Origin of the sequence: Tranquillimonas rosea (genome assembly GCF_900111315.1) — a bacterium.
GTDB classification, from domain to species: domain Bacteria; phylum Pseudomonadota; class Alphaproteobacteria; order Rhodobacterales; family Rhodobacteraceae; genus Tranquillimonas; species Tranquillimonas rosea.
Map to the genome: position 1 here is coordinate 394,800 of NZ_FOGU01000001.1, position 21,252 is coordinate 416,051.

General features: G+C 70.3%; 20 protein-coding genes. 9 read left to right on the top strand and 11 right to left on the bottom strand.

Translation table 11 applies throughout. The features are described 5' to 3' along the window. Positions 1–22 precede the first annotated feature (22 nt). The 5 genes from BMZ25_RS01875 to BMZ25_RS01890 form a co-directional block, all read right to left on the bottom strand. Positions 23–592 (bottom strand): sarcosine oxidase subunit gamma, encoded by a 570-nt coding sequence (locus BMZ25_RS01875; protein WP_092687512.1) that lies wholly within the window; start codon positions 590–592, stop codon positions 23–25. Then, the gene (locus BMZ25_RS01880) at positions 585–3,596 is read right to left on the bottom strand and encodes a sarcosine oxidase subunit alpha family protein (protein WP_092687514.1); all 3,012 of its coding nucleotides are present in this window, start codon (positions 3,594–3,596) and stop codon (positions 585–587) included. Before BMZ25_RS01880 ends, BMZ25_RS01875 begins: the two co-directional genes overlap by 8 nt. Continuing rightward, on the bottom strand, positions 3,596–3,922 hold the full coding sequence (locus BMZ25_RS01885) for a sarcosine oxidase subunit delta (RefSeq protein WP_092687517.1): 327 nt from the start codon (positions 3,920–3,922) through the stop codon (positions 3,596–3,598). Before BMZ25_RS01885 ends, BMZ25_RS01880 begins: the two co-directional genes overlap by 1 nt. 93 nt (positions 3,923–4,015) lie before the next feature. Then, positions 4,016–4,285, bottom strand: coding sequence for a hypothetical protein (locus BMZ25_RS20690; protein WP_177190360.1), 270 nt, complete (start codon positions 4,283–4,285; stop codon positions 4,016–4,018). Positions 4,286–4,430: 145 nt separating this feature from the next. Beyond that, entirely contained in the window at positions 4,431–5,675 is a 1,245-nt protein-coding gene (locus BMZ25_RS01890; protein WP_092687520.1) for a sarcosine oxidase subunit beta family protein, read from the bottom strand. Positions 5,676–5,870: 195 nt separating this feature from the next. Here BMZ25_RS01890 and ccmI point away from each other — a divergent pair, with 195 nt between their 5' ends. From ccmI to BMZ25_RS01905, 3 genes are read left to right on the top strand one after another with little or no spacing between them, the layout of a single operon-like run. Then, positions 5,871–7,088, top strand: coding sequence for a c-type cytochrome biogenesis protein CcmI (gene ccmI, locus BMZ25_RS01895; RefSeq protein ID WP_092687523.1), 1,218 nt, complete (start codon positions 5,871–5,873; stop codon positions 7,086–7,088). Then, a complete protein-coding gene (gene ruvX / locus BMZ25_RS01900) occupies positions 7,085–7,561 on the top strand; it encodes a Holliday junction resolvase RuvX (RefSeq protein WP_092687526.1) in 477 nt (158 codons plus the stop codon). Before ccmI ends, ruvX begins: the two co-directional genes overlap by 4 nt. Then, on the top strand, positions 7,558–7,791 hold the full coding sequence (locus BMZ25_RS01905; RefSeq protein WP_092687529.1) for a DUF1289 domain-containing protein: 234 nt from the start codon (positions 7,558–7,560) through the stop codon (positions 7,789–7,791). Before ruvX ends, BMZ25_RS01905 begins: the two co-directional genes overlap by 4 nt. A 72-nt stretch (positions 7,792–7,863) precedes the next feature. Here the strand turns inward: BMZ25_RS01905 and BMZ25_RS01910 are convergent, their stop codons facing one another. The 3 genes from BMZ25_RS01910 to BMZ25_RS01920 form a co-directional block, all read right to left on the bottom strand. Then, positions 7,864–8,685, bottom strand: a complete 822-nt coding sequence (locus BMZ25_RS01910) for a sulfite exporter TauE/SafE family protein (protein WP_092687532.1) — start codon at positions 8,683–8,685, stop codon at positions 7,864–7,866. Between the two features lie 98 nt (positions 8,686–8,783). Beyond that, on the bottom strand, positions 8,784–9,788 hold the full coding sequence (dusA, locus tag BMZ25_RS01915; protein ID WP_092687535.1) for a tRNA dihydrouridine(20/20a) synthase DusA: 1,005 nt from the start codon (positions 9,786–9,788) through the stop codon (positions 8,784–8,786). Between the two features lie 121 nt (positions 9,789–9,909). Then, a complete protein-coding gene (locus tag BMZ25_RS01920; protein ID WP_092687538.1) occupies positions 9,910–10,746 on the bottom strand; it encodes a universal stress protein in 837 nt (278 codons plus the stop codon). 297 nt (positions 10,747–11,043) lie between these two features. On the opposite strand from BMZ25_RS01920, the gene BMZ25_RS01925 reads away from it, so the two are divergent. Genes BMZ25_RS01925 through BMZ25_RS01940 form a run of 4 tightly spaced genes read left to right on the top strand, consistent with a single transcriptional unit; the run spans position 11,044 to position 15,258 of the window. After that, positions 11,044–12,126 (top strand): ABC transporter permease, encoded by a 1,083-nt coding sequence (locus BMZ25_RS01925; RefSeq protein WP_092688191.1) that lies wholly within the window; start codon positions 11,044–11,046, stop codon positions 12,124–12,126. Next, the gene (locus BMZ25_RS01930; RefSeq protein WP_092687541.1) at positions 12,126–12,920 is read left to right on the top strand and encodes an ABC transporter ATP-binding protein; all 795 of its coding nucleotides are present in this window, start codon (positions 12,126–12,128) and stop codon (positions 12,918–12,920) included. The genes BMZ25_RS01925 and BMZ25_RS01930 overlap by 1 nt, the downstream gene beginning before the upstream one ends. Continuing rightward, positions 12,920–14,635: an MCE family protein gene (locus BMZ25_RS01935; RefSeq protein WP_092687543.1), complete on the top strand. Its 1,716-nt coding sequence runs from the start codon at positions 12,920–12,922 to the stop codon at positions 14,633–14,635. The genes BMZ25_RS01930 and BMZ25_RS01935 overlap by 1 nt, the downstream gene beginning before the upstream one ends. A 2-nt stretch (positions 14,636–14,637) precedes the next feature. Then, the gene (locus tag BMZ25_RS01940; RefSeq protein WP_092687546.1) at positions 14,638–15,258 is read left to right on the top strand and encodes an ABC-type transport auxiliary lipoprotein family protein; all 621 of its coding nucleotides are present in this window, start codon (positions 14,638–14,640) and stop codon (positions 15,256–15,258) included. On the opposite strand, the gene BMZ25_RS01945 is transcribed toward BMZ25_RS01940, so the two are convergent. From BMZ25_RS01945 to BMZ25_RS01955, 3 genes are all read right to left on the bottom strand, one after another. Beyond that, positions 15,241–16,410 (bottom strand): MFS transporter, encoded by a 1,170-nt coding sequence (locus BMZ25_RS01945; protein ID WP_092687549.1) that lies wholly within the window; start codon positions 16,408–16,410, stop codon positions 15,241–15,243. The genes BMZ25_RS01940 and BMZ25_RS01945 overlap by 18 nt on opposite strands. 99 nt (positions 16,411–16,509) lie before the next feature. Next, complete coding sequence (locus BMZ25_RS01950; RefSeq protein WP_092687552.1) at positions 16,510–17,421, bottom strand: AEC family transporter; 912 nt, start codon at positions 17,419–17,421, stop codon at positions 16,510–16,512. 78 nt (positions 17,422–17,499) lie between these two features. After that, a complete protein-coding gene (locus BMZ25_RS01955; protein ID WP_092687555.1) occupies positions 17,500–17,958 on the bottom strand; it encodes a GNAT family N-acetyltransferase in 459 nt (152 codons plus the stop codon). Between the two features lie 165 nt (positions 17,959–18,123). On the opposite strand from BMZ25_RS01955, the gene BMZ25_RS01960 reads away from it, so the two are divergent. Together BMZ25_RS01960 and BMZ25_RS01965 are read left to right on the top strand one after the other, a co-directional pair. After that, on the top strand, positions 18,124–18,639 hold the full coding sequence (locus tag BMZ25_RS01960) for a putative pterin-binding protein (protein WP_092687558.1): 516 nt from the start codon (positions 18,124–18,126) through the stop codon (positions 18,637–18,639). Positions 18,640–18,659: 20 nt separating this feature from the next. Continuing rightward, a complete protein-coding gene (locus tag BMZ25_RS01965; RefSeq protein WP_092687561.1) occupies positions 18,660–21,227 on the top strand; it encodes a PAS domain-containing hybrid sensor histidine kinase/response regulator in 2,568 nt (855 codons plus the stop codon). Positions 21,228–21,252 lie beyond the last annotated feature (25 nt).

A 21,252-nucleotide genomic window follows, 5' to 3' on the forward strand; every position in this document is an offset into this window, starting at 1 on the left:
GTCCGGCAACAGGTTGCCGGTCTCACCGGTAATAGCCGACCTCTCCGCCCGGGGCGGCCGCGTGGCACAGCAGGTCGAACACGTAGGTCGCGACCGAGCGGAAGCAGATCACGCGGGCGCTGTCCTCGGTCGGCATCCAGAACGCGGCAGCCACTTGCGCGAAGCGTGTCCGCCGCAGTTCTCCGGGGCCGAAATTTCCGGGCGAGACGTCCGCCGGGGTCAATTTCGCAAGCACATCGCGCACGCCCAGCCCGTCGACCGAGATCAGCGCCCGCGCGTCGGTCACGTCCACGGCAAGGTGGTGCCGGTCCGACAGCGCGGTCCCGATCCGGTCCAGCGAGTCGGGAACGCTGCCCGGCGCCACCAGCAGCAGAACCTCGTCCGGCGCCATCCACAGGACGCCGTGGCTACCGTCGAGGCTGGCGCCGCGAGAGGCCGGGAAAGCCGCGCCGGTGACCGCGCCGCACACCTCGCGCAGAGCAGTGTCGGACAGGTCCCCGCGCAGGCTGATCATGCCCGTGCGCGGCGCTTCGGAGACGCTGACGAAGCCGTCAAAAGACGCATCGGCAAGTGGCGTGGCGACATCAGACATTCTGACGCTCTCCCTCGGGATCGTAGAAGGCGGGCGACACGATGCGCGCCCGGTGGACCACGCCGTCGGTGCCCGGAAAGTCCAGCACCTCGCCCATCCGGTCGGGACCGTTCCGTACCAGCCCCATGGCGATGCCGCGCCCCAGCGTGGGCGAGCGGTAGGTCGAGGTCACGCGGCCCTGAACGTTGCGCTGACCGTTGGCGTTCCGGCCCTCCTCGACCGCGTAGGCCCCGTCGGGCAGCACGCCGCCCGACAACGTCTCGAGACCGACGAGCTTCCACCGGTCGGGCCGCGACAGCTCGCGCCGCTGCTGACCCCGCATGCCGATGAAGTCGTCCTTCTTCTTCGAGATCGCCCAGTCGAGCCCGAGATCCTGTGGAACCACCGTTCCGTCGGTCTCGTCCCCGATCATGATCAGGCCCTTCTCGGCACGCAGGACGTGCAGCGCCTCGGTGCCATAAGGCGCGATTCCATGCGTCTCGCCCGCCGATCGCAGGGCCTGCCACAGCGCTTCGCCCCGGCTCGCAGGCACGGCGATCTCATAGCTCAACTCGCCCGAGAACGAGATCCGGAAGACCCGCACGGGAATGCCCGCCAGCGCACCGTCGGCCCAGTCCATGAAGGCCATCGCGTCCTTCGAGACGTCCATGCCGCCCACCGTCTCCAGCACCTCGCGGGCCTTGGGCCCTGCCACTGCGATCTGGGCATATTGCTCGGTGACGTTCGCGACGTAGACCTGCCAATCCCACCATTCGGTCTGAAGCCAGTCCTCCATGTGGGCATGGATGTGATCCGCGCCGCCCGAGGTCGTGTGACAGAGAAAGGTCTGCTCATCGAGACGCGCGACCACGCCGTCATCCATCAGGAACCCGTTCTCCGAGCACATCAGCCCGTAGCGGCAGCGGCCGACCTTCAGCGTCGACATCTTGTTCGTGTAGATCATGTCCACGAAGCGCCCGGCGTCTGGGCCCTTGACGATGATCTTGCCCAGCGTCGAGGCGTCGAGCAGGCCGACCTTGTGGCGCACCGTCAGGATCTCGCGCTCGACCGCCTGCGCGACCGTCTCGCCGTCGCGCGGAAAGACATAGGGCCGGCGCCAGTGGCCCACCGGCTCGAACACCGCGCCGGCCGCCTCGTGAAGGTGGTGCAACGGCGTGCGGCGGATCGGCTGGAACAGATCACCCCGCGCCTCGCCCGCGACCGAGCCGATGGAGATCGGTGTATAGGGCGGGCGAAACGTCGTCGTCCCGACCGCCGGGATCTCGGCCCCCAGCGTATCGGCCAGGATCGCCAGGCCGTTGATATTGCTGAGCTTGCCCTGATCGGTCGCCATGCCGAGCGTGGTATAGCGCTTGGCGTGCTCGACGCTCTCGAAGCCCTCTTGCGCGGCCAGCGCGACGTCCGAGACCTTCACGTCGTTCTGGTAGTCCAGCCACATCTTTTCGCGCAGCTTGACCGGCGCCTTCTCGGGCATGGTCCAGACGGCGCGGATCGGCGCCGTCTCTTCGCGCTCGGCCTGCAGCGCGGGGGCGTCGTCCAACGACCGCCCCAGCGCCTCCGTTACCGCGCGGGCAGCCCGGTCGGCGTCACCGAGAATGTCGGCCGTCGCGAGGTATCCGTTCGCCGCGCCGGCTGCCTCGACAAAGCCGCGGCCATCGGCGCCGGTGGGCGGACGGTTCGGATCGGGCCGGAACATGACCTCGTCCACGTCCCAGGTCAGCTTGCCGCCGCAATGGGACCACAGGTGCACGACCGGCGACCAGCCGCCCGACATCGCGACGGTATCGCAGGCGATCTGTTCGGTCACCTCCCCAGTGCCGTCCTGCAGACACAGGGCGGCGCCGGTGACATGGCGCTTGCCGCTGAGCCCCGCGATGGCCGTGCCGGTCAGCACCCGCAGCCCGGCCGAGCGCGCCGCCTCGGCGAGCGCCCCGCCACCGCCAGGCCGGGCATCGACGATCGCCGGGACGGTCACGCCCGCCTCGGACAATGCCAGCGCGGTACGGTAGGCGTCGTCGTTGTTCGTCACGACCAGCACACGCTCGCCAGGCGTCACGGCGTGGTTCACGACGTAATCGCGCACGGCCCCCGCCAGCATCACCCCCGGCAGGTCGTTGCCCGCGAACGAAAGCGGACGCTCCAGCGCGCCCGTCGTGGTGAGTATACGCCCCGCCCGCACGCGCCAGAGCCGGTGCCTGGGCCCCTGCGCGCCCGAGACATGGTCGGTGACACGTTCATAGACCAGCGCGTAACCGTGATCGTAGACACCTGCCCCCATCGTGCGCGGGCGCATATGCACGTTCGGCATCGACTGCAATTCGGACAGCACCCCGGTGATCCACGCGTCGGCCGGCTTGCCCTCGATCACCGCCCCGTCCACCGGGGCGCGGCCGCCCCATTGCGCCGTCTGCTCGACCAGCAGCACCCGCAGCCCGGCAGCCCCGGCCCGCCGCGCGGCCTGAAGCCCCGCGACGCCGCCGCCAACGATCAGCACGTCGACGGTCACGTTGAAATGCTCGTAGCGGTCGGCGTCCTTTTCCGCCGGTGCATGGCCCAACCCGGCCAGCGCGCGGATCACGGGCTCGTAAACGTGCTTCCAGAAGACCCGAGGGCGCAGGAACGTCTTGTAGTAGAACCCCGCCGGCAGCACACGGGCCGCGCGCGAGATCAGACCGCCCAGATCCTGCTCGAGGTTTGGCCAACGGTTCTGGCTCAGGGCCGTGAGGTCGGGATAGAGCTCGGTCATCGTGGCGCGCTGGTTCGGCTCGAACCGGTCGCCGGTCCCGAGCCCGAACAGCGCGTTCGGTTCCTCGGCCCCGCTCGACACCACACCGCGCGGGCGGTGATACTTGAACGACCGGCCCATCAGCGTGCGGTTCGACGCCAGCAGCGCCGAGGCGAGCGTGTCGCCTGCGAAACCGCCGTAGCGCCGCCCGTCGACGGTGAAGTGGAATGTGCGGCTACGGTCGATCAGGCGACCGCCCTGGGAAAGGCGCCGGCTCATCACGCGACCTCCCTACGCTCTTGGGGGCGCCGTTCGGCGATACGGTCGAGGATCTCCCGTGGCGGGGCGTGGGTCTGGGCCGAGTAGGTGCCGAAGACCTCGAGCGTCATGGTGCAGCGCGCGGCGTGGAACCACTTGCCGCAACCGTGGGCGTGGCGCCAGCGCTCGAAATGGACGCCGCGCGGGTTCTCACGCAGGAAGAGATAGCGCTCGAACGCCTCGTCCGAGCTTCCGGGACCTTCGCGTTTCAGGTGCGCGGTGCCGCCCGGTGTCAGTTCCGTCTCGTCGGCATCTATGCCGCAACAGGGGCAATGCAGGATCAGCATGCCGGGCCTCCCGTGGTGTTGGGGTTCGCGTCGGGGCGGTGGCGGATTGCCGGCCCCGACGCCACCCGAACGGGGTGGCCCGGCTGGGGCCGATCAGTTGCCGGTGTCTTCGCCGGCCTCCGGTGCAGAGCCGTCGGTCGCGCCGCCGCCCTCGCCCGTCTCGGCGGTGCCGGTCGTTTCGCCGGCCGTGCCGCCGGCCGGATCGGTGCCTCCGCCGCCGCCGGATAGCGCGAAGACGGCGATGAGCACCACGACGACGACCGCGCCGATGATGTAGACCCACTTCCGGTTCCCGTCGGCGCTGGATGGCGGCGTGCTTTGGTGGCTGGATTGCGTGGGTCGTTGTTGGTTGGGATCAGACATGATGGGACCTCCCCGCTGGCTCTGACATGAGCCTTGAACCACCATGCCACGGGGTGGTTCCGGGCGCCCGCCCGCTCGGCGAAGAGCGGCCGATGCAGGCGCTTTTCCGCCCGTCCGGCCCCCGCCATTCTGCGCGCTCCGGCCATCAGTGCGCCACCCCCGCCGCGACGCTCTCGTCGATGAACCGGCCCTCGCGGAAACGGTCGAGCGTGAAGGCCTCGGCCAGCGGCGACTGCCCCTTGGCCATCAGCTCGGCCATCGCCCAGCCCGAGCCCGGCACCGCCTTGAAGCCGCCCGTGCCCCAGCCGCAATTGATGAAGCAGTTTCCCAGCGGCGTCTTCGAGATGATCGGAGAGCGGTCGCCCGTCATGTCGACGATCCCGCCCCATTGCCGCAGCATCTTGAGGCGCGAGATCATCGGAAAGGTTTCGACCAGCGCGCGCACCGTCTCCTCGATGTGGTGGAAGCTGCCCCGCTGGGTATAGTTGTTGTAGCCGTCGGCACCGCCACCGATCACCATCTCGCCCTTGTCGGACTGGCTCATGTAGCCGTGGACGGTGTTGGCCATGACGACGACGTCCATCGCCGGCTTGATCGGCTCGCTCACAAGCGCCTGAAGCGCGACGCTCTCGATCGGCAGCCGGAACCCCGCCATGTCGGCCAGCGCACCGGAATGGCCGGCCACGACGATGCCCAGGCGGTCGCACTCGATCTCGCCCCGGGTGGTCGAGACGCCAGTGACCTGACCGCCCTCCGAGCGGATGCCGGTGACCTCGCATTTCTGGATGATGTCCATGCCCATGTCGGAACAGGCGCGGGCATAGCCCCAGGCGACCGCGTCGTGCCGCGCGGTCCCGGCGCGCGGCTGCCACAGGGCGCCCAGCACGGGATAGCGCGGCCCCTCGAGCGAGATGATCGGGCAGAGCTGCTTGACCCGCCAGGACGACACGAACTGGGTCTCGACGCCCTGCAGCGCGTTGGCGTGCGCCGTGCGGCGATATCCGCGCGCCTCGGCCTCCGTCTGGGCCAGCATCAGAACCCCGCGCGGCGAGAACATCACGTTGTAGTTGATGTCCTGGCTCATCGTCTCGTACAGGCTGCGGCTCTTCTCGTAGATCGCCGCGGATGGGTCCTGGAGGTAGTTCGAGCGGATGATCGTGGTGTTCCGGCCCGTGTTGCCGCCGCCGAGCCAGCCCTTCTCGATCACCGCGACGTCGCGGATGCCATAGAGCTTGCCGAGCCAGTAGGCGGTGGCGAGCCCGTGGCCGCCCGCGCCGATGATGATCGTGTCATAACGGCGCTTGGGCTCGGGCGAGCGCCAAGCGCGCTGCCATCCGGTGTGATGGCGCAGGGCCTCTCGGGCGATGGCGAAGGCGGAATAACGTTGCATCTGGGCGGCGGCCCTCCCTTTCCTGCCCCGTTTCTGCCGGGCGTGGGCCCCGCCGCCTTGGCTGCGCGCGGCGGATGGCGGCGCATTCGCGACACCGGGCAAAGACGTTGTGACGCCGGGCCACAGGGAGCGGCGCTTTCGCCCGGCGCGCACAGGCGCTAAGACCGGCGGCGACCGGTCACGAAGGGGACGTGCATGGGGTTCTGGATCGTCGCATTCGCGCTTTCGCTCACGGCAGCGGGGCTCATTGCGCGCGCCCTGGCGCGGGGCGGCGGCGCCGCGCACGACGCCGACACCGACGTGCAGGTCTATCGCGACCAGCTGAGCGAGGTGGACCGGGACCGTGCGCGGGGCGTGCTCAGCGACGCCGAGGCCGAGCGCCTGCGGATCGAGGTGTCGCGCCGCCTGCTCGAGGCCGACCGCGCGGGCCGCGGCCGCGCCACGGTGGGGGCCGCGCCCGGTTGGGCCACGGGCGCCGCGATCACCGCCTGCGGGATCGGGCTCGTCGGCGGCGCCTTCGCGATCTATGCTTGGCTCGGCGCGCCGGGATATCCGGACATGCCGCTGCAAAGCCGGATCGCCGCGGCCGAGGACGCCCGGCAGGACCGCCCCAGCCAGGCCGAGGCCGAGGCGCAGGCGCCGGACCGTTCGGTCGCCCCGTCCGAGATCGACCCCGAGTTCGAGACCCTGATCGAGCGGCTGCGCACCACGATGGACAACCGCCCCGACGACCGGCGCGGGCAGGAGCTGCTGGCGGTGAACGAGGCGCGGCTTGGCAATTTCGCCGCTGCCGCCCGCGCGCAGGAGCGGGTCGTCGCGCTGAAGGGCGCCGAGGCGGGTGCGGAGGATTACGCGCAACTGGCCGAGATGCTGGTCGCCGCAGCGGGCGGCTATGTCTCGCCCGAGGCCGAATCGGCGATCACCCGCGCCCTGCAGGCGGACGGTCAGAACCCGCAGGCGCGCTATTACGCCGGGCTGCTCTATGCCCAGACCGGCCGCCCCGATCGCGCCTTCCGCATATGGCGGCGCCTGCTGGAGGAAAGCCCCGGGGACGCGCCCTGGGTGCCGCCGATCCGCGCCCGGATCGACAGCCTCGCCCAGGCCGCGGGCGTGAACTACAGCGCGCCCGAACCGCGCGGACCGTCGGCCGCCGACATCGCCGCGGCCGAGGACATGAGCGTGGAGGATCGCCAGGAAATGATCCGGGGCATGGTCTCGCGCCTGTCGGACCGGCTGGCGACCGAGGGCGGGCCGGCCGCGGACTGGGCCCGGCTGATCGGCGCCTACGGCGTCCTTGGCGACACCGAGGCGGCGGCGGAGATCTGGGCCGAGGCGCAGGATGCCTTCTCGGGCGACACGAGCGGGCTGGAGCAGATTCGCGCTGCGGCGGAACAGGCAGGAGTGACGGAATGATCCACGAGGAGATCGAGGACTTCCTCGCCGCCCTGCCCCGCGGCACGGCGATCGGCGGGCTCGATTTCGGGACCAAGACGATCGGCGTCGCGGTCTCCGACGGGATGCTGTCGGTGGCGACACCGCTGCAGACGATCCGGCGCAAGAAGTTCACCAGCGATGCCGATGCGCTGGCGCGAATCGTGGCCGACCGGAGACTCGGCGGTCTGGTGCTGGGGCTGCCGCGCAACATGGACGGCAGCGAGGGGCCGCGCTGCCAGTCCACCCGCGCCTTCGCGCGCAACCTGCGCGGTGTCCTTGACCTTCCGTTAACGTTCTGGGACGAGCGTCTCTCCACTGTCGCCGCGGAACGTGCGCTGCTGGAGGCGGATACGTCGCGAAAACGTCGCTCGGAGGTGATCGATCACGTGGCCGCCGGTGTAATCCTGCAGGGAGCGCTCGACAGGATCGGGAATCTGAGGCGGAGCGAATGAGAGACGAACGACTCGAGCGGGCCACCATCCAGAGCCCCTGCGTGAAAATCTGCGTCGTGCATCCCACGGAGCGCATCTGCACCGGCTGCCTGCGGACGCTGGACGAGATCGCGGGCTGGGGCCGGATGGACGACGCCGAGCGCCAGGCGGTGCTCGACGCGCTGCCGCAGCGGAACGGCCAGCTGCGCAAGCGGCGCGGCGGACGGGCCGGGCGGCTCTCGCGCGGCTGACGTCGTCGGGGGCGCTGCCCCCGTCGCCTGTCGGCGACTCGCCCGGGATATTTAAGGACAGAAGAAGCCCGGTCAGAGGATCGACTGGCGCATCATGTTGAGCGCGACCAGGATCAGGAACGCGGCGAAGATGCGCTTGAGCGGCCGTGCGTCGATCCTGTGGGCGAGCGCCGCCCCGAGGGGGGCCGTGGTCAGGGTCATCGCGATCACGATCAGGAAGGCGGGCACATTCACCGCGCCGATCGTGAAAGGCGGCCGCGCGGCGTCGGGAATGTCGACCAGGAGGAACGCGACCACCGAGGGCACCGCGATCAGCACGCCGAAGCCGGCCGCCGTGGCAACGGCGCGGTGGATCGGGCGGCCGTAAAGCGTCATCAGCGGGACGCCGAAGGAACCGCCGCCGATCCCCATGAGCACCGAGAGGAAGCCCACCACCGGCGACATCGTCCAGCGCAGGGCGCCGCCGGGCATGGTGTCGCCCAACTGCCACTCGTTGCGGCCGAACAGCATGTAGAGACCGATGCATACCGCGAGGACGCCGAAGAGCGCCTGCAGCACCTCAGAGCGGAGCGCGGCGGCGACGAGGACGGCCAGGATAGCGCCGACCGCGATTCCCGGAGCCCAGCCGCGCAGCACCGACCAGTCCACGGCGCCGCGCCGGTTGTGGGCCAGCACCGAGCGGCACGATGTCACGATGATCGTGGCCAGCGACGTCGCCAGGCAGATCTGCATCAGGTAGGCGCTGTCGTATCCCAGCGCCGCGAAGGAATAGAAGAAGGCCGAGACGAGCACGATCCCCCCGCCCACGCCCAGGAGCCCCGCGAGGATGCCGGCCACGCCGCCGATCGCGGCGAGCAGCAGCGCAAGAAGGATCAGGAGGGTCGGATCGGGCATCGGCGGTGTCCTCGTAGTGGCGGTCGCGCCTTGCTACGCCGCACGACGACCGGGCCGCAACGCCGCGCCGCCCGCGCGGCCAACCTGCTGCCCGGCGGTCACACCGCCTCGAGCGCGGGGCGCGGCACCGCCGCCAGCGCCTCGTCGAGGACGTCCAGACCCGCCGCGCTGCCCTGGCCGCGCTCGGAGAGGATGCGACGCCAGGCGCGGGCACCGGGTTGCCCGGCGAAAAGGCCCAGCATGTGACGGGTCACCTGCGCGAGCTTGCCGCCAGACTCGAGATGGTGCGCAATATGGGGCCGCATCGCTTCGACGATTTCGGCGCGGTCGCGCACCGACTGCGCGGCGCCCCAGAGCCGAGCGTCAGCCCCGAGCAGAACGGCGGCGGGATCGTGATAGGCGGCGCGGCCCACCATGACACCGTCGAACCCGTGGTGCAGCTTCGCCTCGACCGCGTCGAGCCCGGCGATGCCGCCGTTCAGGCTGACATGGAGGTCGGGATAGCGGGCCTTCATGCGGCGCACGAGATCGTGGTCGAGCGGCGGGATGTCCCGGTTCTCCTTGGGGCTGAGGCCCTGCAGCCACGCCTTGCGCGCGTGGATGATGACACGGCGCGTGCCGGCGGCGCGCACCTTGTCGAGGAAGTCGGGCAGCGTCTCTTCGGGATCCTGCTCGTCGACACCGATGCGGCACTTGACGGTCACGGGGACGCGCACGGCCGCCTGCATTGCCGCGACGCACTCGGCCACCAGGGCGGGCTGCGTCATCAGCACCGCGCCGAAGGTGCCGGCCTGGACCCGGTCCGACGGACAGCCGACATTGAGGTTGATCTCGTCATAGCCCTCGGCCTCGCCCATCCGGGCGGCCTGGGCCAGTTCGGCCGGCTCGGAGCCGCCCAACTGCAACGCCACCGGGTGCTCGGCGGGATCGAAGCGCAGAAGCTGCCGCGCCCCGCCCCGCACCAGCGCGGCGGAAGTCACCATCTCGGTATAGAGCAGCGCATGCCGCGACATCTGCCGGTGGAACATTCGGCAATGTCGGTCGGTCCAGTCCATCATCGGGGCGATGGAGAGGCGGGCGGCCTCTTGGGTGGTCATGGTCATGACGCGGCGCTCGAAGGTTGTTCAGGTGGCAGGGCGGCGGGGCTGTGAGGTTTGCCGCCGGGTCGAGGGCTGGTAGCAGACAACGCGGCCGTATGCACCCCCGGTGCGTGCGGGCCGCCCGTCACTTCGAGAAGAGGACCGGGCGTTCCGCGGTGGTCATCAGGTCCCAGGAGACCGCGCCGATGATGAAGTCGTAGGCTCGGGAATGGCCGAAGGCGCCGGTCGCGATGAAATCGCCGCCATGCTCGGCGGCCTCGTGTTCGATCACGTCGACGATCTTCTCGGCATGGGGCTCGCGATAGCTGACGGTGACGTCGAATCCGTGCCGGGCGAGCGCCTCGGCCATCGCGTTCAGCGGCCCCTCGGCCAGGTCGCGGCCGTCGGGGCGGCCCACGTGCAACAGCCGGATCCGCGCGCCGGCATCCAAGAGCCCGGTCGTGTCGAAGGTGGCACGGGTCGCCTCGCGGGTGGGGCTCCAGCCGATCACGGCGCTGCGGTGCAGGCCGTCGCCGATCTCCTTGTGCGGCACGATCAGGACCGGCCGTCCGACGTTGCGGATCACGGTCTCGTGCAGCTGTCCGGCGGTGCGCAGTTCGGGCGCGGGCTGACCCAGCAGGACGAGATCGGCCGCGCGCGCGCTGTCGAGCAGCGCATCAGCCATCGTCTGATCCTCGTCGGGATCGATGTTGCGCCACTCGCTGCGGACGTCCTCGCGCCGGGCGGCCTCGTAGAACTGCGTCTCGATCTGCTCGGACACGCGAACATGCTCTGCCCGCGCGTGGTGCAGGACTTCGGGTGGGACGTGAATCGAGAGCTGAGCGTTGCGCACGATCTCGGGCATCACGAACAGGCCGAGCAGATGCGCCCCGTGGTGCCCCGCCAGCGCGGCGGCGGCGCGGGCCAACTCGGTGGCGCCGGTTTCCTCGTAGAACGCGATGGCGATCGTTTTGGGTTTCATGCGGTGCCCTTTCCCGGCGGCACGCCGACGGCAACGTCGACTTTCACGAATACGGCGCGGCCCGCTCCGAATCCGGGCCGCCCCCTGAAAATGACCGCCATCCCGCGAGCTTGCACTGACCTCGATCAATGCGCCGGGGCGCGTGGCACCCCATCGTCCGCCGAATCCTGCCGGCGGGACATCCCCGTGCCGGGTGGTTAGGATCGACATCCGCGCGGCCCGGTTCGCGCGGCAGACAGGAGCCCTCGCATGAGCGCATCGCCAGACACAGCGCCGCCGTCCGGGCCCGCCGCCCGGATGACGCTGGACGGGCATGCCCTCAGGGTGAGCGGCGCGTTGCGGATCGACACTGTCGACCGGATGGCGACGGCCCAAGTGCCGGACATGAGCGGCGTGAGAGAGATCGACATCACCGCGCTGTCGCATGTGGATACCGCCGGGGCGTGGTTCGTTCTGGACCTGCAGAGGCGGGCCGGCGCGGCGGCCACGCTGCGCGGGGCGAGCCCGGCACAGGCCCAACTGATCGAGACCATCCGACAGAACATGCCGCCCGACGAGGCGACGGTCGAGCGGCGCGCGCCGTTCGGGGACCTGCTGGAATCGCTGGGCCGGACCTCGGCCAGCTATGCGCGCACGGCGGTCGACATGACGGGTTTCCTGGGCCAGGTGATCGCGACGCTCGCGGTGCTCGTGCTGCGGCCGCGGCGGTTGCGGCTGATCTCGCTGGTGCATCACATGCACGAGGTGGGCGTGCGCGCGGTGCCGATCGTCGCGCTCATGGCGTTCCTGATCGGCGTGGTGCTGGCGTTCCAGGGGGCGGCGCAGCTGCGGCAGTTCGGCGCCGAGGTGTTCGTCGTCGACCTGATCTCGATCTCGATCCTGCGCGAGCTGGGCATCCTGCTGACGGCGATCATCGTCGCGGGACGCTCGGCCTCGGCCTTCGCCGCGGCGATCGGGTCGATGAAGATGCGCGAAGAGATCGACGCGATGCGCACGCTCGGGCTCGACCCGATCTCGGTCCTGGTCGTGCCGCGGGTGCTGGCGCTGATCCTGATGCTGCCGGTTCTGGGCTTCCTGGCCGACCTTGCGGGCCTGATCGGCGGGGGGCTCATGTCGTGGATCGAGCTGGGTATCTCGCCCGCGGTGTTCCAGTCGCGCCTGCTGAGCGGCGCGGATGTGTGGCATTATGCCATCGGTCTGATCAAGGCGCCCTTCTTTGCCGTCATCATCGGCATCACCGGCTGCTACCAGGGGATGCAGGTCGAGGGGAACGCCGACTCGCTGGGCCGGATGACTTCGGCCTCGGTCGTGCTGGCGATCTTCCTGGTGATCGTGGCGGACGCGGTGTTCTCGATTTTCTTTGCCGTGCTGGGCGTATGATGGACGGACCGGACCAAAAGCCCGAGACGGTGATCCGAGTGCGCGACCTCGTCACGCGTTTCGGCACGCACACTGTGCATGAGGGGCTCGACCTCGACGTGCGCCGGGGCGAGATCATCGGCGTCGTCGGTGGTTCGGGCACCGGCAAGTCGGTGCTGCTGCGCGCCATCGTCGGGCTGCTGACGCCGCAGGAGGGCCGAATAGAGGTGCTGGGCCAGGATGTCGGCCGCACGACCGAGGACGAGTATCGCCGCCTCAGGCGCCGCTGGGGCGTGATGTTCCAGGATGGGGCGCTGTTCTCGTCGCTCACCGTCCAGGGCAATGTCGAGGCGCCGATGCGCGAGCAGACGGGGCTGTCGCCGGAGCTGCGCCGCACCCTCGCCGACATCAAGGTGCGGATGGTGGGGCTGCCGGATTCGGCCCACGCCAAGTATCCCGCCGAACTCTCGGGTGGCATGCGCAAGCGCGCCGGGTTCGCCCGCGCCATTGCGCTGGACCCCGAGATCGTGTTCCTCGACGAGCCGACCGCGGGGCTCGACCCGATCGGCGCCGCGGCATTCGACACGCTGATCCGGCAGCTTCAGGCGGCGCTGGGGCTGACCGTGTTCCTCGTGACCCACGATCTCGACAGCCTTCACGCGATCTGCGACCGCATCGCCGTCCTGGCCGAGCGGCGCGTGCTGGCCGTGGGCACGATGTCGGAAATGCTCGACATCGATCACCCGTGGGTGCGGGAGTATTTCCACGGACCTCGGGCGCGCGCGGTCGCCCCCAGCGGACAGGCGAAGGACTGATGGAAACAAGAGCGAACTTCATCCTGATCGGCGCTTTCACCCTTTTGGGGCTTCTGGGCATGCTCGGCTTCTTCATCTGGTTCGCCAACATCCAGGTCGACCGGCAATACGCGACCTACGGCGTGCTGTTCGACGATGTCTCGGGGCTGGATGTCTCGGGCGACGTGCTGTTCAACGGCTTGCCCGTGGGCAAGGTGATCGCCTTGCGGATCTTCGAAGACGACCCATCGAAGGTCTATGCCGGGATCGAAATCGAGGCCGAGACGCCTGTCTACGAGGACACGGTCGCGCAGATCATGTCGCTGGGCGTGACCGGCGTGGGCTATATCTCGCTGTCAGGCGGCAGCCCGGACGAGCCGCGACTGACGGCCGAGGACGGCACGCCGCCGATCATCCAATCCCGCCGCTCGACCGTGCAGACCCTGGTTGAGGACGCCCCGGACCTCTTGTCCGAGGCGGCGGTGCTGCTGGACCAGCTGCAGGTGCTGACGGGCCCCGAGAACCAGGCCCATGTCGCCCGGATTCTCGGCAACCTTGACTCGTCCTCGACCCAGCTCGACACGGCGCTGAACGACATCTCGTCCATCGCCGGAACGCTGGGCGACGCCGCCGGCGAGATCACGCTGTTCACCAGCCGCCTGAGCGACATGGGCGCATCGCTGGACACCACGCTGACGACGGCGAACGACACGCTGACGGCGGCCACGGGCGCCTTCGACGAGACGCGGCGCCTCATGGTGTCGGCCGGCCCGGCCATCGAAAGCGCCGGCGGTGCGCTCGACGCGGCCGAGACGCTGCTGGCCGAACGGGTGCCGCCGGTGGTCGACGAGGTGTCGCGGACCGCGCGCAACCTTGACCGGACGATCGGCGATCTCGGCGCGCGCACGGGGGCGATGTTGGAGAGGTTCGGGGATACGGCCGACCTGCTCGACGCGCGGCTGCAGCAGCTGCAGGGCACGCTCGAAGGGGCGGACGCGGCCCTCGCCGCGGTGACAGACGCCTCGCGCGGCGTCGACACGCTGGTGACCGGGGACGGCACGCTCCTGGTCTCGGAGGCGCGGGAGCTGATGGCGCAGGCGGCAACGGCGATGGAGGCCGTCGAAGAGGTCCTTGTCTCGGACGTGCCGCAGATCGTGGCCGACGTGCAGGCCGCCGTCACGGTCGCGCGCGAGGCCGCCGACAGCATGGCGGGCACGCTCGACACGCTTGGCGAGGGCATCGCGCCCCTGACCGGCGACGCCCGCGAGGCGCTCGCCGCGGCGACCGGCGTCATGGGCCGCGCGGAAGAGACGCTGACCGCTCTCGACGGCACGCTCACGGCGGCCGACCGCACGTTGGCCTCGGCGGGCGCGGCATTCGACAAGGCGACAGAAGTCCTCGACACCGACCTGTCGCCGGTGCTTGGCGACCTGCGCCGTTCGTCCGCCCGGATCGCCACGGCGGTCGAGGACGTGACCGCAGACATCCCCGCCCTCACCGAAGATCTGGATGCGCTCATCGCCCGCGCCGATGACGTCGTCGCGCGGGTCCAGTCCTCTGTCGACGCGCTCGCCCCCGGCATCGGAGAGTTCGCCCGCACCGGCCTGCCCGCCTTCAGCCGGCTCGGGACCGAGGCGCGCGGCGTGATGTCGGCGCTCGAACAGCTGCTGCGGCAGATCCAGCGCGACCCGGCCCGCTTCCTGCTGGACGACCGGGTCCCGGAATACAGGAGATAGCCATGACACCACCCCATGCCGCCCGCCGCACATTCCTGCTGGGGCTGGCCGCCACGCTGGGCGGCTGCGGCGCCATCGCCTCGCTCGACTCGGCCTCCCGACCGCTCGACACCTACGATCTGGTGCCGCGATCCGGCAGCACGACAGGCCCGCGCTCGGCCCGGACGCTCGTCGTCGCGCGCCCCGACGCGGCCACCGCGCTCGACACCGACCGGATCATGATCAAGCCGTCGCGTACCGAGATCACCTATCTGCCCGAGGCCCGGTGGAGCGACGAGATCCCGGCGGTGTTCCAGGACCTCCTGATCCGCGCGATCTCGGGCACCGGACGCGTCCGCTATATCGGCCGGGCGCAGGGTGGTCCGGTGCCCGATGTCGCCGTGCTGACCCGGATCGATGCCTTCCACGCCGAACTGGCCGGCGACGGCACGGTGCGCGCCACGGTCGACGTGACGCTGACCCTCGTCGACGACCGGGACCAGCGCGTCATCGCCTCGCGGCCGTTTTCCGGCACCGCCCCGGCGACACGGGATGCACCGAGCGAAGTCGTTCAGGCGATCCAGACGACACTGGACACCCTGCTGCCCGAGATGACCGACTGGACGCTACAACGCCTGGCCTGACGGCGTGGCCGGCGCGGGCCGCCGGGACAGGACCGGGGCCAGCGCCGCGATAACCAGCGCAAAGCCCCCTACGATGAGGAACGCCACCCGCAGCGAGCTGATCGCGGAAATTGCACCGATCGCCGGCGGGCCGAGCAGCAGCGCGCCGTAACCCAGCGTAGCGACCGCGGCGATGCCCTGTCCCGGAGGGATCACCGGATCGGCCGCCGCGCGGCTGAAGGCCAACGGGATCAGCGCGGCATACCCGATGCCCATCAGAACGAACCCCGCCAGCGCGGCCGGCAGCGTGGCGAAGGTCACGGCCAGGAAAATGCCCGACGCCGCGACGATCCCGCTGACCCGCGCGATGCGCCCCGGCCCGTGATGGGTCACCAACCGGTCGACGATCAGCCGCATTCCCACCATCGTCGCCGAGAAGACGGCGTAGCCCAGCGTCGCCTTTGCCTCGCCCGTGCCCACCACGTCGCGCAGGAACACCGCGCTCCAATCCACCATGGCGCCCTCGCCGATCCCGGCCGAAAGCGCGACCAGCCCGACCAGGACCAGCGCGCCGCGTGGGAAGGCAAAGACGGGATCGGTGCTTTCGCGCTGCCGAGTCTCGGAGTGCCAGGTCACCGACAGGAAGGGCAGCAGTCCGAGCGCCGCGACCAGGGCGCTCAGGGCGAATTGCAGCGGATAGCCCATCCCCGCGCTCGCCACGACGAAACCCAGGCCCGCGCCGGCCCCCGCGCCAAGGCTCCACATCGCGTGGAACGACGACATGATCGACCGCCCTGCCCGTTTTTCCACCTCGGTCGCCCAGCTGTTCATCGCCACGTCCATCGACCCGTGGCACATCCCGAACAGGAACAGCCCCGCCGCCAGCCAGACAACGCCCGGCGCCAGCGCGACCAGAACGATCGACACGAGGTAGACCCGGGCGATCTGCCGCGTGACCGGCGCCGCGCCATGACCGTCGGCCAGCCGCCCGGCGAGCGGGAACGAGATCAGCGCGCCGATGCCCATGATCAGAAGTAGCACGCCCAGACCGGCCTCGGTGATCCCGTGCCTCTCGATCACGGCCGGAATGCGCGAGGCCCAGGTGCCCAGCAGGACACCGTTCAGGGCAAAGGCGGCGGCAACGCCGCGCCAGGGGGTGCGCAGGTCGGGCATGGCAGGCTCCGGTCGGTCAGATGTCGAGCGGGTTCACCCGCCTCGTGACCACGGACGCGGCTGATTGGCAAGTCGCGCGGCACGCGACCTGCCCGCGGGTCACCAGAGCCGGCCGAAGATTGCCAGCACGACCGGAATCGTGATCACCGCGGCCAGCGTCTGCACGGTCACGAGGCCCGCCATCAGCCGCCCGTCGCCGTTCAACTGCTGCGTCAGGACATAGGCCGTGGGCGCCGTCGGGATCGCGGCGAAGATCACCAGCACCATCGCCGCATCCCGGCCCAGAGCGAACACCAGCGCGACCGCCCCCGCCAGCACCGGCATCGCCAGCAGCCGCAGCCCCGACACTGCGCCGAGCGTCCGCAGCTCGCGCCGCGCGCTCCGGGGTTGCAGAGCGGCCCCGACGCAGAGCAGGCCCAGCGGCAGGCTCGCCTGCGCCAGCAGGTCGAGGAAGCGCCCGATGCCGAACGGCAGCCCCGTCCCCGCAAGCGCGATCACGATCCCCAGAGCGCAGGCCAGGATCAGCGGATTGGTCAGTATGGGCCGGATCAGGTCGCCCGCGCCCCGCCGGGCCTCGGGCCCGGTCAGCGCGAGGACCGACAGGACATTGACCAGCGGCACGGCCACCGCCAGCAGCACAGCGGCACTGCGCAGACCGGCATCGTCCAAAAGACCCGCCGTGATCGCCAGCCCGAGATAGGTGTTGAAGCGGACCACACCCTGAAGCACCGGCCCGAACCGCGCCGCCCGCATCGGCCGCACCCGACGCAGCGCCACCAGCGCCCCGGCTGCGAGGCACACCAGGGTGACCGTTGCGCCCCCGAGCCGCAGGATCGCGGGGTCGGACAACGGCGCGTCGGCCAGGTTCACGACCAGCAGCGCCGGAAACAGCAGGACGTAGTTGATCCGCTCGGCCGCCGGCCAGAAGGCGGGATCGGGCAGACCGACCCGGACCAGCGCAAAGCCCAGACAGATCAGCGCGAAGATCGGCCAGATCGTCAGCAGAAGCACGCGCCGCGCCTCCTTTCGCGGGCCACGACCCTGCGCCACATGCTCACCATCTGGGGCTCTGGCCAGGCCACCGAGCCGTCACTCGAGGTCCAGCCGCATCGTCGCCATCCCGCAGCGGCTGGCCAGTTCTTCGTATCCCGAAGAGCGATAGAGGTTCAGCGCCGGCTCGTTGTCCAGCTCGACCTTCAGCGTGATCGACAATGCGCCGAGCTCGCGCGCCGCGTCCTCGACCAGCCGCGCGATCTCGGCCCCTGCGCCGCCGCGCGCGGAATCCTCGACGAACACGTAGGTCAGGTGCCGCACCTCGGGTCCGACGCCGACGCGCAGGGCAAAGAAACCGACCTCGCGTCCATCGGCGTCGACGACGTAGAAGGAGGCGTCGTCGGCCTCGTTCAGCCACTTCTCGCTCCATTCGCGGGCATCGAAGGGGCGCTGCGCGTTCGGATTGACGAGCGCGAGGTCCTCCTCGTCCGCCAGGAGCCGCCCCAGCGGATCGAGGTCGAACGGCATGTTCCGGCGGGCGGTCAGATCGGCCATCTGGGGCTCCCGTGGTGCACGTGTCGGAAGGTCCGAAGGTTCCACAGCTCCCGCCGGGTCGCAAGGCACCTGACCCCGCCGCACGTTAACAGCCGGGCAAGACCTTTACCCTATCGCAGGGGTAAAGGCCCTGCCTCGGGGGCCGGACGAACCGCAGGATGTACCATGCCCCGTTTCCTCTCGCCGATCCGTGTCGCGCTATGCGCCGTGCTCGCCTTTCCCGTCGCGCTTCGGGCCGACGATCTGCCCGCGCCCTCCGGTGAGGTCCTGCTGACCATCACCGGCGACATCGCGCGGACCAACGGTAAAGGCGCGGCGCGGTTCGACCGTGACATGCTTGCCGCGATGGACCCGGTTACCTTCCGCACGGAAACGATCTGGACCGATGGGCCGCAGACCTTCACCGGCCCGACTCTGTCGGCGCTGCTCGACCACGTCAGCGCGGAAGGGGCCACCGTGACGGCGACGGCGATCAACGATTATGCCGTGACGATACCGCAAGAGGACCGGGTCGCGACCGGCCCGATCGTGGCCTACCTGCGCAATGGCGCGCCGATGTCGGTTCGGGACAAGGGGCCGCTCTGGATCGTCTATCCCTACGACTCGGACCCCGCCTACCGGACCGAGGTCATCTATGCACGCAGCATCTGGCAGCTCGACCGGCTCGACGTGGGCCGCTGACCCCGCACAGGATCGGACCCGTGCCCCGACAGACCCTCGCCGTCCTGCGCCGCTGGCTGCGGCCCGGCGCGCTCGTCGCGGCCTTCACGCTGGTCGCGGGCCTCATCGTGTCGATGGGGTGGCTGGTGCTCGAGCAGATCGACGATTTCGGCACCGCAAACTCCGACAACATCCAGTGGAGCCTCTCCCAGGCGGATGCCGAGTTCTTCCGCTTCCGCCTGGCGCTGGCCGAGGCTCGGCGCGATCCGCAGGCCGCGCCGGATGTGCGGCGGCGGTTCGACGTGTTCTACAGCCGCATCGATACCATCCGGCGCGGCGCGGTCTATGACGTCATCCACGACCGGAGCGAGGTCGCGGCGCCGCTGGCCGATGTGACCGCGTTCCTCGACGACGCCGTGCCGCTGATCGACGGCGACGACGCGGCCCTCCACGCCGCGCTGCCGCGACTCGCCGCGCGGGCCGATGCGCTGACACCGCGGGTCCGGGCAATGTCGCTCGCCGCGCTGGCGGCCTTCGCCGAGCTCTCCGACGACCGCCGGCACGAGATGATCGGCACGCTCGTCCGAATGGCCGGGCTCCTGATCGCGCTCGTCGGCGGCCTTGCCCTGATCGCCCTGACGCTGCTGCGACTCTACCGACTGAGCGAGACGCGCGCCCGCGAAATCCGCGAGGCCGGCCGCCGCATGCAGACCATCGTCGAGACATCGCTGGACGCGATCGTCGTCTGCGATGCCGAAGGGCGCATCCTCGAACTGAACGGCTCGGGCCGGCGCATGTTCGGCTTCGACCCCGGCGAGGCGATCGGCCAGCCTGCGCTGAGCCTCCTCTTTCCGGACGAGGATATCGCCGCCCGCCGCGAGGACACGCTGCGCTTCCTGGCCGAGAATCGCCGCCCCGCCCCGCGCGAGCGGCGGCTCGAACTGCAGGGACGCTCGCGATCTGGCCGCGCCTTTCCGGTCGAGATCTCGGTCGACCGGGCCGAGGGGGCCGACGGTGGCATCTACGTCGCCTACCTTCGGGACATCTCGCACCGAAAGGCCGCCGAAGACGCGCTGACCCACGCCCGCGACCGGGCGCTCGCCGGAGAACGCACAAAGGCCGAGTTCCTCGCCGTGATGAGCCACGAGATGCGGACACCGCTGAACGGCCTGCTCGGGACATTGCAACTGATCCGCGACACCGAGCTCGACCCGCGGCAGGCCGAGCTGGTCGACGCGATGCATCGGTCGGGCACGATCCTGCTGGACCTCGTCAACGACGTGCTCGACCTGTCCAAGCTGGAAGCCGGCAAGATGCAGCTGGAAGAGCGTGTCTTCGACGTCTCGCGCCTTCTCGACGGCGTGGTCGATGTCGCGGCACCCATCGCCGCCCGCAACGGCACAGAGCTGTCGTGGACATGGATGGGCGCCGCCCCGCCCCGGATGGCAGGCGACCCGCGCCGTCTTCGGCAGGTGCTTCTGAAGCTCGTGGGCAACGCGGCAAAGTTCACCAAGGGCGGCAGCGTCCGGATCGAGTGTGCGTGCCCCTCGGACGGCTCGGACCTGACCCGGTTCACCGTGACCGACACTGGAATCGGCATCTCGGCCGCGGCTCTCCGGCGCATCTTCAACGACTTCGAGACGCTCGACACCTCGCGCGCCCGGCAGGTGGGCGGTACCGGCTTGGGGCTCGGCATCGTCCGCCGTCTCGTGGCCCTGATGGAGGGCGAGATCGAGGCATCGAGCACGCCGGGCGCGGGCAGCCGCTTCGTGGTGGGCGTGCCGCTTCGGCGGGCGACCGCCCCCGACCCGGCGACGGCCCCGGTACCAGCGGCCGACACCGCCGCGCCGCAGCCGCTCTCGGTCCTGCTGGTGGAGGACAACGAGATCAACCGCTTCGTCGCCCGCGGCCTGCTCGAGGCCGAGGGCCACACCGTGACCGAGGCGGTCGATGGTGCCGACGGCGTGGCCAGGGCCGACGCGACGCGGTTCGACGTCATCCTGATGGACATCTCGATGCCGGTGATGGACGGCCAAGAGGCCGCGCGCCGCATCCGCTCGGGCGGCGGCGCCTCGGCCGGGAACCCGATCGTCGCGGTCACGGCCCATGCCCTGCCCGAGGACGTGCCACTGTTCCACAAGGCCGGGATGGCCGCCTACCTGTCGAAACCGATCGAGCGGAAGGCCCTGTCTGCCCTTCTGCGCGAGGTCACCGCCGATGCGCCTCAAACGCCAGAGGCGGACGGGCAGCAGACGCCCGACACCCCGCCGCTCGTCGATGCGGACCAACTGGCCGACCTGCGCGCGACGATCGGAGACGATGGGATACGCGACCTCGTGGCACGGCTCGATGCCGAAACCGCGCCTGCGATCCGCCGGCTGGCCGGAGCCGAGCCGACTGCCGACTGGCTTGGGCCCGAGGCGCACAAATGCGCCGGCTCCTGCGCGGCGTTCGGGCTGGTCCGACTGCGCACGACGCTGTCGCAGATCGAGGCCGGCACACGTCGGGGCACCCCGCCCGACCGGGCGGTTCTTGCCGCGCTGCCATCGCTGTGGCGCGACAGCCGTGTCGCGCTGGATGCCCTGATCGGCGAGCGGGAACAGGCGTAAACCCGCGCCGTCGGGGCGCGGGTCA